Genomic DNA, 13,568 nt, shown 5'->3' with positions numbered 1-13,568 from the left:
TTACTTCGCTGGTGCAAACAGTACTTTGGAGGTAGACTCGCCTGCTCGCCGCAGTTGTCGTGTAAGTTGCAGGTTCAGCAATACCAGCACGAGTACCTGACCTAACAGCAACCAAACTGTTGTTACCGTGTTGGCTAGAATTGGAAGATAGGGAAAAATAAGCAGCACGAAAGGGAAGAAACCGTAAATGCCCAGTAACTTAGAAATGATCGACGGCAATAGAATTGCTGCGCCCAGCGTACCAATTGTCCAGCTGGTCCGGTGCTGAGTTCGCATGGACATTCAGTGATTGCCTTTATCAAAGCTTGGAACAGGTCATAAGGTAGGATAGCATTTGTAACGATTGTGTTGATTCTCAAGTCTAGACAATCGCTACCATAGACAGCTTTTTTACTTTTCACTTTGCTCCTGCTGTTCTCGCCGCATTTCCTTAATTTCGGCAACGATTTCTTCAATAGTGGGATTTCCCAAGATTTTATCTCTATCTCGCGTGTAATCTCCACTACCCATATCAAATTGCTGCATAAATCGCGCCATTCCAGCAGGACCAAGAGCCTTAGTTAGGGCTTCTATTCCCAGCCCCCTAATCTCAGCCTGAGAAAGTTTAGTCACGTCTATCATGTGTCACCTCCATTACCCACTGAAGCGGGTTTTCTACTCTTACTTGTAACAAGTCTCTCCACCTTGCAGCCAAACGTAACATTCTGTCATCAATTGAGGCAACACACATCTAAATAAATCAAAAACTCCATTGGTACACTTACTAGGTATGATATTTAATCTGCAAGAATTTCTACATTAAAGATTTACCCAGTTAAAACGAACTATGGCACAGCAATACCGTGTTACCCTACTCCCCGGCGATGGCATTGGACCCGAAATTATGGCAGTGGCGGTAGATGTGCTGAAAGTCGTAGGGAAGAAGTTTGATATTCAATTTGAATTCCAAGAAGCCATTATTGGTGGTGCAGCCATTGATGCTACGGGCGAACCTCTGCCAACTGCTAGCTTGGATATATGCCGCAACAGCCATGCTGTTTTACTTGCAGCTATTGGCGGTTACAAGTGGGATACCTTGCCATCTCATTTACGCCCAGAGGCGGGTTTGTTGGGACTACGTGCGGGGTTAGGATTATTTGCCAATTTGCGTCCAGCGAAAATACTGCCCCAATTGATTGATGCTTCTTCCTTGAAACGGGAGGTTGTAGAAGGTGTTGATATTCTGGTAGTGCGCGAACTTACCGGTGGAATTTACTTTGGCAAGCCCAAGGGCATTTTTGAAACAGAAACCGGTGAGAAGCGCGGTGTGAATACGATGGCTTACACCGAATCGGAAATTGAGCGCATTGGGCGGGTGGCGTTTGAAGCCGCACGGAAACGCGGAAAGAAACTTTGTTCTGTGGATAAGTCGAACGTGTTGGAAGTTTCTCAACTGTGGCGCGATCGCATCACCAAACTTGCCCAAGAGTATCCGGATGTGGAACTCTCTCATATGTATGTAGATAATGCAGCTATGCAGTTGTTACGCGCTCCCAAGCAGTTCGATACGATCGTCACAGGTAACTTGTTTGGCGATATTCTCTCAGATGCGGCTGCTATGCTGACTGGTAGTATTGGGATGTTACCCTCTGCGAGTTTAGGTGCTTCTAATCCAGGAGTATTTGAACCCGTTCACGGTTCCGCCCCAGATATTGCTGGACAGGATAAAGCAAACCCTTTAGCACAGGTTTTGAGTGCCGCTATGATGCTTCGTTATGGTTTGAACGAACCAACTGCAGCAGATCACATTGAACAAGGAGTGTTGCAAGTTTTGCAAAGAGGCGATCGCACTGGGGATATAATGTCTCCTGGCATGAATCTTTTGGCTTGCCGCGCTATGGGTGAGGCACTTATTCAAGTCCTCGAAGCGGAATAATTGCACAGGCTCAAACCGACATTTTGGCAACTCTTGCTTAAACTTTTCGGATAAACTATTAACACAAACCTACAAAAGACTCAGTGAGTGGTGTACGCTTTAAAACAAGGACAAGCAAACTATACCAACCAAAAAAACCAGCCAGCTTTGATTGATCCTGCCGTCATCAGAGCCGCTGGTCAGATTTACCACACTTACTGTGAGGTACATCCCGAAATGACTGGGCAAGCTTCAGGAGTAGCAATTAATCGGTTTAATCACCGGGGTAAGGTGATTTTTACCAATCAACCAGTCCTCTTGCCAGAAGAATGTTTCGTGCCGTTGAATCAGATTGAATCGTATATGTATTGAGTCATTAGTCGTTAGTCATTAGTCATTAGTTAAGGCTATAACCTTTGAGCAAAGGACAAATGACAAAGGACAATTGACTTAATGGACACCTTGATAATAGTTCAGGCGAGTGTCATCGTTTTCGCCTTAGGAGCTTCTGTTGGCAGCTTCATCAATGTTGTTGTTTATCGTTTACCAGCTAGGCTGTCGATTCTTTTTCCACCTTCTCGCTGTCCCCATTGCTTAAACCAGCTCAAACCCTACGATAATGTCCCAGTGTTGGGATGGCTGTGGTTAAGAGGGCGTTGTCGGTATTGCAAAAGTAAAATTTCTATCCGTTATCCTGTGGTAGAAGGGGTAACGGGTTTTGTTTTTTTGCTAGTTTTTTGGATCTTTAAATTTTCGCTCTCTACAATAGGCTACTGGGCGTTTTGCAGTTGGTTATTAGCGCTATCGCTCATTGACCTAGATACAATGACATTACCCAACCCATTGACTAAGTCGGGTTTGGTGATGGGAATTGTGTTTCAGATGGTTTATGGTTTTTTACTAGAGGCTAGTTGGGTAGGATTAGTACATCATCTCAAGATGGCGATAGTAGGAGCAGTGCTGGGCTTATGGCTGTTTGATGCGATCGCCATCATTGGTTCAATTGTCTTTAGGAAAACTGCTATGGGTGGAGGGGATGCCAAATTAGCAGCCATGATGGGAGCATGGTTAGGATGGAAGTATTTGCTCCTGGCTAGTTTTCTTGCTTGTGTGGTGGGAGTAGTGGTAGGTGGCGGCACAATGAAATGGGGACAAAAGATACCTTTTGGTCCTTTTCTCGCTGTAGGAGCAGTTATTGCTCTATTTGGCGGTGAAGCTATTTTGTCTTCTTATTTGCGCTTATTCTTCTCAACCAGTTGAAAAAGGAAAATCAAAAGTTGTAGAGACGTGCCATGGCACGTCTCTACAAAAGTCTTCTTCATCTCGCGATTCCCAATTACACTATAACTGTAAATCTCATCACCCCATCTATCTTTAGGCTTTTGGTAATATCATCGTTGTGACTTGGATCACCCTCTTAACAACAAGTAACCGTTGGCAAGCAGAACTGATGCAACAACTGCTTGCATCTCATGATATAGCAACAAAAATTATTGATTTGGGGGTGAAATCTTATTTGGGGGCTGGGACTCCTGCGGCTTTGCAGGTACGTGCACAAGACAAGTGGACTGCGTTGCTGCTTTTAAGTCCCCCTGAAGACGAGCAAGAGACTTGAATTGGTTTACGTATTTTCGTTAAGCTGGCAACCAAAGATGTATGCGGAAGGTCTGATTTGCTTACAAGACGAATTTGAATAAGTAGTCATTAGTTATGAGTCATTAGTCATTAGTATGGACAAAGGACTAATGATAAAAAACTAAGAGCGACCACAAGCGACTTAACATATTTTGGACATACTATCCACTCAAATAAGATAAAAATGGCGAACAACGAAGAATCACGCGGTTTAAAGTCTCTATTAGATTGGTTTGCAAATCGACGGAAATCAGGCTCTACCATACTGGAACGCCAAGAACGTGAAATTGCTGATGGGCTGTGGCATAAATGTTCTAACTGTGGGGTCTTGACATATACCAAAGACCTGAGAGCTAACCAGATGGTTTGTGTTGAGTGCGGACATCATAATCGAGTAGATAGCGATGAGCGCATTCGTCAATTGATTGATGCAAACACTTGGAGACCAATAGATGAGCATTTGCGTCCTACCGATCCACTGCAATTTCGCGATCGCAAACTATATATTGACCGCCTGCGGGAAATGCAGGATAAACTTGGCTTAATCGACGCCGTTAAAACTGGTTTAGGTCATATGAATGGTTTACCCGCTGCTCTTGGGGTCATGGACTTCCGGTTCATGGGTGGAAGCATGGGTTCGGTGGTAGGAGAAAAACTGACCCGTTTGATTGAGCAAGCGACTCAGCGACGCTATCCTGTGGTTATTGTTTGTACCTCTGGTGGAGCGAGAATGCAGGAAGGGATGCTTTCGCTGATGCAAATGGCGAAAATTTCAGCAGCTTTGCAACGTCATCAGGAAGCACGGCTACTGTACATTCCCGTTTTAACGAATCCCACGACAGGTGGTGTAACGGCTAGTTTTGCCATGTTGGGAGATATCATCTTGGCAGAACCGAAGGCTACGATTGGCTTTGCTGGTCGGCGAGTGATTGAGCAAACCTTACGGGAAAAACTGCCAGATGACTTTCAAACTGCGGAAGATTTGCTAAAGCACGGTTTTGTCGATGATATTGTGCCTCGTACTCAGATCAAGAAAACTCTAGCACAGTTGATTGCTTTGCACCAGCCACCCGCACCAACGACAACTCATAATAATATGGTGGTTTGGGAGACAAGGACTTTGAGTTCTACCGCTGCTGAGTAACAGGAGTGGGGGATAAGGAGACACCCCCTCCCCTTGTCTCCCCATCTTAGTTTGCAGCGTCAAAAGCGTCGCTTTCAAAAGCAACTGTTTGGATCAACTGTCTAACCTTGAGCTACCTGTTTGCGCCCTTGCCAGACTTGTCTCATCTGGGAGAAAGATTGCCCTCGCCCTTCTTGCACAAAGATCAGGGGAACAATCGCTGCGAGTCGGAACGCAGCGGAGATGATGAACAATCCTGATAAACCACCAAACGAAGGATTTTGTGCTATGAAGCCGCCTATGATTGTGCCCAAAGCACCGCTAACCCCAGCAATGGCAGATGCGATCGCAAAATAGATGGACTGATTTTTAGCTGGTGTTACCTCTATTTGCAGATTGTTGTTGCACAAGTCAAGCGCCGCCCAATTCCCTCCGATGAAAATGTGTATCAGCGGCAACCACAACCACAGGTCAATCAGGTTAGTACTAATCCCCAGCCATAGCAACGGTACGCTTGCAGCCACCATCCCTATAACCAGCAAGATTGGACGATTGCCTATCCTGTCTGCCAACTTGCCCCACAGAATAAGCATCAGCAGATTCGCTCCAGCCTGAAGGCTGCCATAAAGCGTTACCCATCTCACATCTAGATTTAGTGTGTCCAGCATATAGAGGTTGAAGAAGGGGAGGCTGAGGTTAGCGGCAAACATCCATGAGCTGAAATAGAGCAGAAACTTTAAAAAGTTAGAGTTCTTCCAGATGCTGTCACCAGCAGTTGCATCCTTGCCAAGCTCGATATTTTTTAGCTGCTCCTCAGTATTATTACTTTTATCAATTGTATTATACAAAACAGCATTTTTGGAAGAAGACCTGGTGGGAGAAGCGTTTTGTACCTGTGGGTTCACATCCACCTTGAAGTACTGACACCCCAAGCTCACAAGCCCCGACAGAATGCCGACAAGCAGAACCACTCCATAACCTTGCAGAGTTCCACCTGGCCAGGTTGATACAGCTAGACCTGCCAAAGGTACACACACCAAATTGGTCAGGCTGGAAACACTGTTACGTAATCCGAAATACCGCCCCCGCAATCGCCGGGGGACGAGCGTTGCCATCCAACTTAGCCATGATGCACCCCCTAGCGCACCTAAGAGATTGCTCATAAGAACAATCAAGAGCGTCAGTACCACCAGCTGGTGGGTATTAATTTTTCCCCAGCTTGCCATAGTAATGCCAATAGCTAGAATCAGCCAGAGTAGCCGAGAAGGTCCATAAATGCAAAGGCAATACCAGAAACGGCTGGTTGAGCGTTCCGACAGGTATGCACCAAACGGCTGAATGAGATTCACGACCATCGGGATAGAGGACAGCATCCCAAAAACTACTGGTCTGGCATCCAATTCTACTAAGAAATTACTTAGCAAAATCCCGCCACTGGTAATGGAGAAAAATGTTGAAAAGATAGCATCCACAGTGGAGGCTCTTAAACTAGTGCGAATAGCATCCTTAGAAACTCGAGGGCTGGGTTTTGAGCTAAGAGAGTGTGGTGTTTCCGGAACTGTAATCTGGGTGACTTCAGGCGCAAGAGGAGCAGCCTTAATCTGCGATATTTCGGGAGCAAGAGGAGCCGTTTCAAGGGGAACAAAATCCATGACCTATCTCTACTGGTTGGTGATGCATCTCAAGCCGTACTGGCAATTTTTCGTTATTCTAGCTTGCATTTCTCAACAAAAATTTAGACAGAGAAAAAATCAATCCTGAGCTACAGAGGCAATATATAAAGTGACAGAATTTTTTATTCACTTGTGATGCGAACCAACGTGTTGAAATTTTTGGGACTGTTGGTGGCGATCGCCCTCTCGTTTATTGGTTGTCACAACCTGCTCTTTCCTAACGCCTCAAGAGCACCAGCCGCAGTCACGATCAAACTTGGTGGTTGGATAGCAAGTCCAGCAGAGCAAAAACTATTGAAAGAAGTCCTACAAGACTTTGAAGCACAAAACCCAGGTATCAAAGTTAGGCATGAGGTCATCAACGACCAATACATGGATGTCATAAAAACCCGCTTAGTTGGTGAAGCAGCTCCTGATGTCTTTTATCTAGATGCTCTTGAGGCTCCTTTCTTCATGAGCCAGAATGTTCTAGAACCGCTTGATGCATATATTACCCCCGAATTTGACCTAGCTGACTTTGAAGGAACGCTACTCAATAGCTTTAAGTACGGTAATCATATTTATGGTTTTCCCAAGGATGATTCCACACTTGCTTTGTTCTACAACAAAAAAGCTTTTGCAGCCGCCGGGTTAAGTACTCCTCCAACAACTTGGGAGGAACTACGCACCTACTCACAGAAGTTGACTGTAGACCGTAACCGCGATGGCAGAATTGATCAATATGGTTTTGGGGAAATCCCAGAGTTAGCGCGTCAGGCTTACAAAATCAAAGCCTTTGGTGGACAACTCGTAGACCAAAATGGTTATGCAGCATTTGCCAGTGATGCTGGATTGCAAGGACTACAATTGGCAGTAGACCAGTATCAAAAAGACCGCTCCTCTGCACAAAAATCTGATGTTGGAACCAACTCAGGCAGTGAAATGTTTGGTCAGGGTAAGGTTGCAATGGTGATTGAGGGTAACTGGGCAATTCCTTACCTAACAGAAACCTTTCCCAATCTGGAGTTTGCTACAGCACAAGTCCCTACCATCAATGACAATAAAGGCACAATGGTCTTCACTGTTGCCTATGTGATGAACAAGGAAACCCAGCATAAAACCGAAGCCTGGAAGCTTATTTCCTACCTCACGGGTAAAGAAGGTATGACAAAGTGGACGAAAACAGGCTTCGCTCTGCCATCCCGTAAATCTGTTGCCCAGAAATTAGGCTATGACCAAGACCCCCTACGGGCTGCACTTGTGGCAGGGGTGGATTATGCTATGCCTTGGCAAGCAGGTGAGTATCCAGCAGCGATTATGAACAATTTCGACAACCAGTTTGTCAGCGCCTTATTGGGACAGCAACCACTACATCAGGCAATGCAGCAAGCGCAGGATGAGGCTAATGAACTGATTAAGGCGAGCGCTATGGAGTAGTTGTGAGACTCAAAAACTCGCAACAGAAATTCTTAAACACCCAATATACGGTCTGAGGATCAATACATTCCACGTAAGAGTTACGATAAATAATCATGCACCACCCATCGCTACAGTCGGGTTGGTGCGCGATGACTCGGAGGTTCATTTGTGATTGAAACCAGAAGGCTACGGAGAAACGCCAGGTCAAACATAACACAAGACCTGGCAGGGTATCTGTTTATGATGCCAACCATTTTGGTGTTAGGCACGTTTGTGGTGCTACCCATTCTCTGGGCTGTTTTTCTTTCCCTGCACAAAGTTCAACTTCTTGGTAGTATTGAGTACGATTTTATTGGCTTTCGTAACTTCACACGACTGATTGAAGATGAACGTGTTTGGATTGCTTTGGGAAATACAGCCCAATACGTTGCAATTGTTGTACCAATCCAAACTGTCCTGGCTTTAATTCTGGCTGTGACTCTCAATTCTGGCATTCGAGGCAAAAACTGGTGGCGCATCCTTTACTTTTTGCCAACAGTCACCTCCTCAGCCGTTTTGACGTTGATTTTTATGTGGATTTACAACACCAATGGGTTGCTCAATGATTTTCTCGCTTTTGTAGGATTACCTACCTATAACTGGTTGGGAGATCCAGCAGTTGCGCTCAAAGGCATCATGCTCATGAATATTTGGTCAACTGCGCCATTTTACATGGTGATTTATTTAGCGGCGTTGCAGGGCATCCCTCGTTCGCTCTACGAAGCAGCAGCGCTTGATGGAGCCAATGGCTGGCAGCAGTTTATTCATATTACTATTCCCATGCTCAAACCCGTCACCTTCTTTGTGATGACGATGGGAGTGATTGGCACTTTTCAACTGTTTGACCAATCCTACATTTTTTCTAACGGCACTGGCGGACCCAATAACGCTACTCTTACCGTAGTTTTACTAGTATATCAAGCTGTCTTTCGTAACTTGCAGATGGGTTATGGGGCGGCGATCGCCTTTTTGCTTGCAACAGTTATCATTGTTGTTACTTTAATTCAGCGGCGGTTTTTTGGAGGCGAAAAAATTTAATACAAGTTTCTTAGCCGAAAGCTGTTTATTTCTAATGGAGTCAAAAATGTTATTAGAACTTAAGCGATTAGAAGTACCACCAGGACAGAAAGTACTGTTAAGAGATGTTAGTTGGCAAGAATTTGAAGCCATTCTAGAAGAATTAGGAGAACATCGTGCTGCAAGGATAGCTTATGACAATGGAATGCTAGAAATTATGACACCACTACCTGAACACGAGCGTAATAAAGAGATTATTAGCGATTTAGTCAAAGCACTTCTTGAAGAACTAGACATTGAATTTTTGCCTTTAGGTTCTACAACTTTTAAAAATCAATTTATGAACAAAGGCATCGAGCCTGACAACTGTTTTTATATCCAAAATGAAGCAGTCATTCGAGGCAGAGACAAACTCGACTTAACAGTAGACCAACCTCCAGACTTAGTGTTAGAAATTGATGTGAATTCCCGCACTCACCCTAGTATTTATGAAGCATTAGCAGTACCCGAATTGTGGCGCTTTGAAAAAGGCAAATTACAAATTAATGTTCTGCAAAACGGTAAATATTTTGAGTCTACGTCCAGCCCAACCTTCCCTCATTTCCCCCTTCATCAAGTCATGCCTGAATATCTCCAAAAGTGCAAAACTATGGGTAGAAACAAGACTATGAGAGCTTTTCGAACTTGGGTAAGAGAAATAATTAGCAAATAGCAAAATCGGTATTTCTTTGATACCAACACTTCAATAAACGCAGGGGGATGTGATGGCACAGATTGTAATTACGGGTGCAGGTCCGACTGGTGCAGCACTTGCCTTACTTCTTGTAAAACGCGGTATCGCAGTGATATTGATTGAGGCAGCGAAGGATTTCCATCGAGTGTTTCGTGGCGAAGGGTTAATGCCGAGTGGGTTGGATGCACTTGAGCAAATGGGATTATCCACGATACTGGAACGTATTCCTCATCGACAACTCGACGCATGGGAGTTCATTGTGGGCGGAAAGTGGTTGTTTCGAGTTGAGGAGCCAATGGGGGCAGATCGACCCTGTACACTGGTGTTGCAACCGCCGTTGCTTGAAGCAATGATTGCCCAAGCTCAGGCTTACCCTGGATTTGAATTTATACAAGGTGTTTCTGTAAAGGATTTACTCTGGATTAATCATCGAGTTGCGGGTGTGACACTGGGCGATGGACGTGAAATTTCCGCCGAACTCGTGATTGGGACGGACGGTCGGAATTCGGTTGTACGACAACGCGCAGGGTTGCAATTGGTACGCCAGCCAAAGGATGTGGATATTCTCTGGTTCAAACTTGCTGCCAGTCCCAGGTTCGCTGCAAACAATGTATTTTATTCCATTCTTAATAAGGATTGCGGATTCAGCATTTTTCATGGGGCAGAGGAAGGGAAACTGCATCTGGCGTGGGTGATGTCCGCAGACGATAGAACCGACTGGAAGCAAACAAAGTGGGCAGAAGTTTTTGCGTCGCTATCACCCTCATGGATGGCAGAACATTTCCGTAGCCATGCAGGCACTATCGAAACCCCGATTCGGCTATCAGTTGTGGTTGGTCGTTGTCCAAGCTGGTACGCGCCAGGAGTTTTGCTTCTGGGTGATGCTGCACACCCAATGTCTCCCGTCCGCGCTCAAGGAATCAATGTAGCATTGCGTGATGTCATTGTCGCCGCTAATCATCTTGTACCGCTATTTCACGCAGAAGCTGGGCACGAAGAGATTGACGCGGCATTATCGCGCATTCAAGCGGAACGTGAGCCAGAAATTATCCGCGCTCAACAACTCCAGATAGAGGAAGCCGCACAAGGGGAACAACTGCGAAAAAATGCACTCATACGTTGGCTATTGATTCAACTTGCTCCCTTAGTTCGAAAAAGAATTCAACAGTCTTGGCTAAAGCGACAGCATGAAATGCGCCAGGGTATAACGCAGGTGCATTTGACTGTTTAAAGGATAATGGCTTAATGTCAACACTACCTTACCGTAGTTATACTGCTATACCACGCTGTATTTCGTAACTTGCAGATGCGATATGCAGCGGCGATCGCCCCTTGGGCGGCTCCCTTTGGGAGCATCGCCTTTTTGCTCGCAGCAGTTATCATTGTTATCACTTTGATTCAATGGCGGTTTTTTCGAGGCGAAAGAATTTGACCAATATCTCTCGCACCTGGTGGCTCAAAGTACTGCTGTACGTCGTAGTGACACTGTATGCAGTCATTACCCTCATTCCTTTTTTGTGGGCGCTTTCGGCATCATTTAAGCCGCTACCTGAAATTGTTAGCGGTGAACCTAATTTCCTACCCAAAAACTTTACTCTCGACAACTACAAACAAATTTTTTTCCAAGAACCGCTGTTTCTGCGTTGGTTGTTTAACAGCGTGGTCATTGCTACTAGTGTTACTGTATTAAACTTGTTGTTCAACTCAATGGCTGGTTATGCCTTGGCAAGGCTACGCTTTCGGGGTAGGCACTTCTGGTTCTTCCTTATTTTGGCAGTGTTGGCAGTACCCGCACAGATAACCTTAATTCCCACATTTTTGATTTTGAAAGCTTTCGGCTGGCTGAATTCCTATCAAGGTATGATTGTCCCTAGCATGGTCAATGCTACTTTTATTTTCATGATGCGGCAGTTTTTCATTAATTTTCCTAAGGAATTGGAAGAAGCTGGGCAATTGGATGGATTAAATACGTGGGGCATTTTTCGGCATATTGTTCTCCCTTTAGCAAAATCGGCACTAGCAGCACAAGCCGTTTTTGTATTTATGGGAAGTTGGAATAATTTCTTGCTACCTATAGTTATCTTGTTTGACCCAGAAATGTTTACCTTACCTTTGGGATTGAATACTTTTAAAGGTCAATTTATTAGCTATTGGAATTATATTATGGCGGCTTCTATGGTGTTTACTTTGCCAGCTTTGGCTATTTACGCATTTTTTAATAGGTATTTTATTGAAAGTGTGACGTTTACAGGGGGGAAGGGCTAGGCAATTCACAATTCAAAATGCTATGAGAGCCATCTTATGCTTTTAAGAGAAGCTACCCTTAAACGATTTACCAATGATTGCAAGAGTCCATTTAGACACTTGGCGCACAATTTATCGTGGTATTGTGCCAGATGAGTACCTAGCTCAATCCTATGAAAAACGCGAACGTGGTTGGGAGCAAATCCTTAGCAGTGCCAAAGACAGTGAAAACTTTACATACATACGTTGCTCTTGACCCATCAGGACAGATTGTAGGCTTTGCCTCAGGTGTGGAGCGTACGGGAGACCCTGTCTACAAAGGTGAACTCAACGCCATCTATATCCTTAAGAGTCACCTAGGAAGCCACCAGTATTTTGGGGAACAAATTGCACTCCTGACGTGATATTGGTATTACAGCAGCTCAATCTCTACCTGAAGCGTTATGGGTTTTGCAGATCTGTCAATTGCCGAGATAGCAGCAGACTACAGTGTTTCTGTGGAAAAGGTGCTATCTGTGTGTGACAAACTCTTAATTGCCTATAAAAACCCTAAGACCCGTTTGGCTTTAGAGGATGCAAAGGCAGTTATTACCCAAATTTTGTCTGAAACACACCCAGAAGGTACTAGTAACTCAGTTGGGGAAACCGAAGTTACCTAAGACGGGTCTCGCGCTTTAGCTAATGGCTAATGACAACGAAGAATTAGCCATTAGCAATTAGCCCGAATGAGGTTGAGAATCGCCATTTTAGCTGTGTTGAGCGTCAAAATTGTTAAGGGGAAAAATGTTTAGAAGATTATTTGGCATTTTTGCAGCTACTATTTTGCTGACATTTCAATTTATTGTCGGTAGCGCCACAGCAGTGGAACTGGATGAAGCTACCCGCACGGTGCCATTAAATGAGAGTGGTGACACGGTTGTCCTCAGCCTTAAACAAGTCAAAGAAGGCAAACGCCTATTTCAATACGCTTGCGCCCAATGTCATGTTGGAGGTGTTACCAAGACAAACCAAAACGTGGGACTCGATCCTGAAACTCTAGCACTAGCTACACCAAACCGTAACAACATTGAAAGTTTGGTGGACTACATGAAAAACCCCACTACATACGACGGGGAAGAGGAGATTTCCGAATTACATCCCAGCACCAAGAGTGCAGATATTTTCACAGAAATGAGAAATCTCACGGATGATGACTTGGAGGCGATCGCCGGTCATATTCTCCTGCAACCAAAGATTATCGGTGAAAAATGGGGTGGCGGTAAAATTTATTACTAAAGCCCATTTGAGGATTTAGTCATTAGTCATTAGTCATTAGTCATTAGTCATTAGTCATTAGCTGCTTATATTAATGACTAGGGATCAGTGACTAGTGACTTCCGCTAGTTTCTCTATCTCTGACAACACTCAAAGGCGCTAACTCCCCACGAGATAACATTAATGCGTTTGTTGCTTTTATACGGAAACCTATAAGGTACAATGGTGGTGAATGAACTTTTTTTGCCGTCAGGTAACTCCAGGTTTGTTATCCCAACAGGATGTGGAAAGTTTAGCTGCTTTCGTTGTCACAGCAGCACCAAAGGCTCCTGGTTGGGGTAATCAAGATTTTTGAAAAGTCATTAAATACTCCTCAACTAAAAACAGAAATCTATTCTCTTACTGATTGTTTTTTCTCTGATTAGAGAGATGCATTTTTGCGTTTCCGAGTCAAGAGGTCATTGCTGATTGCATTCAATTTAACTATTAATGGCTCGCCATTGTTTAAAAAAACTTGCATCTACGACAGATTGTCATATTTAGGCTTAATTTTATTTA

The 13,568-nt window shown here is 44.5% G+C and carries 18 protein-coding genes and 1 pseudogene; 15 read left to right on the top strand and 4 right to left on the bottom strand.

From position 1 onward, the window contains the following. Together MAS10914_RS0106520 and MAS10914_RS0106515 are read right to left on the bottom strand one after the other, a co-directional pair. Window positions 1-282 carry a hypothetical protein gene (locus MAS10914_RS0106520; protein WP_017315104.1) on the bottom strand — a complete coding sequence of 94 codons (282 nt, stop codon included), beginning with the start codon at window positions 280-282 and terminating at the stop codon, window positions 1-3. Between the two features lie 108 nt (window positions 283-390). Continuing rightward, window positions 391-621, bottom strand: a complete 231-nt coding sequence (locus MAS10914_RS0106515) for a hypothetical protein (RefSeq protein ID WP_017315103.1) — start codon at window positions 619-621, stop codon at window positions 391-393. A gap of 205 nt (window positions 622-826) precedes the next feature. On the opposite strand from MAS10914_RS0106515, the gene leuB reads away from it, so the two are divergent. The 5 genes from leuB to accD all read left to right on the top strand — a co-directional run bounded on the left by leuB (window position 827) and on the right by accD (window position 4,673). Beyond that, complete coding sequence (gene leuB / locus MAS10914_RS0106510) at window positions 827-1,915, top strand: 3-isopropylmalate dehydrogenase (protein ID WP_017315102.1); 1,089 nt, start codon at window positions 827-829, stop codon at window positions 1,913-1,915. Between the two features lie 90 nt (window positions 1,916-2,005). Beyond that, window positions 2,006-2,266 (top strand): hypothetical protein, encoded by a 261-nt coding sequence (locus MAS10914_RS0106505; RefSeq protein WP_026082375.1) that lies wholly within the window; start codon window positions 2,006-2,008, stop codon window positions 2,264-2,266. A gap of 81 nt (window positions 2,267-2,347) precedes the next feature. Continuing rightward, window positions 2,348-3,154 carry a prepilin peptidase gene (locus tag MAS10914_RS0106500; protein WP_017315100.1) on the top strand — a complete coding sequence of 269 codons (807 nt, stop codon included), beginning with the start codon at window positions 2,348-2,350 and terminating at the stop codon, window positions 3,152-3,154. A 139-nt stretch (window positions 3,155-3,293) separates the two neighbouring features. Then, window positions 3,294-3,509 (top strand): putative signal transducing protein, encoded by a 216-nt coding sequence (locus MAS10914_RS0106495; RefSeq protein ID WP_017315099.1) that lies wholly within the window; start codon window positions 3,294-3,296, stop codon window positions 3,507-3,509. 204 nt (window positions 3,510-3,713) lie between these two features. Beyond that, complete coding sequence (gene accD / locus MAS10914_RS0106490) at window positions 3,714-4,673, top strand: acetyl-CoA carboxylase, carboxyltransferase subunit beta (RefSeq protein ID WP_017315098.1); 960 nt, start codon at window positions 3,714-3,716, stop codon at window positions 4,671-4,673. A 101-nt stretch (window positions 4,674-4,774) separates the two neighbouring features. Here accD and MAS10914_RS0106485 read toward each other — a convergent pair whose 3' ends face one another. Beyond that, on the bottom strand, window positions 4,775-6,304 hold the full coding sequence (locus tag MAS10914_RS0106485) for an MFS transporter (protein WP_017315097.1): 1,530 nt from the start codon (window positions 6,302-6,304) through the stop codon (window positions 4,775-4,777). A gap of 156 nt (window positions 6,305-6,460) precedes the next feature. Here MAS10914_RS0106485 and MAS10914_RS0106480 point away from each other — a divergent pair, with 156 nt between their 5' ends. The 4 genes from MAS10914_RS0106480 to MAS10914_RS0106465 all read left to right on the top strand — a co-directional run bounded on the left by MAS10914_RS0106480 (window position 6,461) and on the right by MAS10914_RS0106465 (window position 10,743). Continuing rightward, window positions 6,461-7,741, top strand: coding sequence for an ABC transporter substrate-binding protein (locus MAS10914_RS0106480; RefSeq protein ID WP_017315096.1), 1,281 nt, complete (start codon window positions 6,461-6,463; stop codon window positions 7,739-7,741). A gap of 150 nt (window positions 7,742-7,891) precedes the next feature. Then, entirely contained in the window at window positions 7,892-8,800 is a 909-nt protein-coding gene (locus tag MAS10914_RS0106475; RefSeq protein WP_026082374.1) for a carbohydrate ABC transporter permease, read from the top strand. A 46-nt stretch (window positions 8,801-8,846) separates the two neighbouring features. Beyond that, on the top strand, window positions 8,847-9,491 hold the full coding sequence (locus tag MAS10914_RS0106470) for a Uma2 family endonuclease (RefSeq protein ID WP_017315094.1): 645 nt from the start codon (window positions 8,847-8,849) through the stop codon (window positions 9,489-9,491). A gap of 52 nt (window positions 9,492-9,543) precedes the next feature. Beyond that, window positions 9,544-10,743 carry an FAD-dependent monooxygenase gene (locus MAS10914_RS0106465; RefSeq protein WP_017315093.1) on the top strand — a complete coding sequence of 400 codons (1,200 nt, stop codon included), beginning with the start codon at window positions 9,544-9,546 and terminating at the stop codon, window positions 10,741-10,743. Window positions 10,744-10,766: 23 nt separating this feature from the next. Here the strand turns inward: MAS10914_RS0106465 and MAS10914_RS36120 are convergent, their stop codons facing one another. Then, window positions 10,767-10,895 (bottom strand): hypothetical protein, encoded by a 129-nt coding sequence (locus MAS10914_RS36120; RefSeq protein ID WP_269635045.1) that lies wholly within the window; start codon window positions 10,893-10,895, stop codon window positions 10,767-10,769. 18 nt (window positions 10,896-10,913) lie between these two features. Here MAS10914_RS36120 and MAS10914_RS0106460 point away from each other — a divergent pair, with 18 nt between their 5' ends. The 6 genes and pseudogenes from MAS10914_RS0106460 (at window position 10,914) to MAS10914_RS36115 (ending at window position 13,365) form a co-directional block, all read left to right on the top strand. Further along, entirely contained in the window at window positions 10,914-11,777 is an 864-nt protein-coding gene (locus tag MAS10914_RS0106460; RefSeq protein WP_017315092.1) for a carbohydrate ABC transporter permease, read from the top strand. A gap of 152 nt (window positions 11,778-11,929) precedes the next feature. After that, on the top strand, window positions 11,930-12,160 hold the full coding sequence (locus MAS10914_RS33970; RefSeq protein ID WP_156818101.1) for a hypothetical protein: 231 nt from the start codon (window positions 11,930-11,932) through the stop codon (window positions 12,158-12,160). 39 nt (window positions 12,161-12,199) lie between these two features. After that, a complete protein-coding gene (locus MAS10914_RS0106450; RefSeq protein ID WP_017315090.1) occupies window positions 12,200-12,415 on the top strand; it encodes a hypothetical protein in 216 nt (71 codons plus the stop codon). A gap of 124 nt (window positions 12,416-12,539) precedes the next feature. Continuing rightward, a complete protein-coding gene (gene psbV / locus MAS10914_RS0106445) occupies window positions 12,540-13,031 on the top strand; it encodes a photosystem II cytochrome c-550 (protein WP_017315089.1) in 492 nt (163 codons plus the stop codon). Between the two features lie 116 nt (window positions 13,032-13,147). Next, window positions 13,148-13,246 (top strand): annotated as a pseudogene (locus MAS10914_RS36610) (photosystem II cytochrome PsbV2); the annotation flags it as partial. After that, window positions 13,243-13,365 (top strand): cytochrome c family protein, encoded by a 123-nt coding sequence (locus MAS10914_RS36115; protein WP_017315088.1) that lies wholly within the window; start codon window positions 13,243-13,245, stop codon window positions 13,363-13,365. The pseudogene MAS10914_RS36610 and the gene MAS10914_RS36115, both read left to right, overlap by 4 nt. Window positions 13,366-13,568: the final 203 nt, after the last annotated feature.

Source organism: Mastigocladopsis repens PCC 10914, from assembly GCF_000315565.1.
GTDB lineage: Bacteria > Cyanobacteriota > Cyanobacteriia > Cyanobacteriales > Nostocaceae > Mastigocladopsis > Mastigocladopsis repens.
Note: the sequence above shows the minus strand (reverse complement) of the source record. Positions and strands in the feature narration are given on the sequence as shown.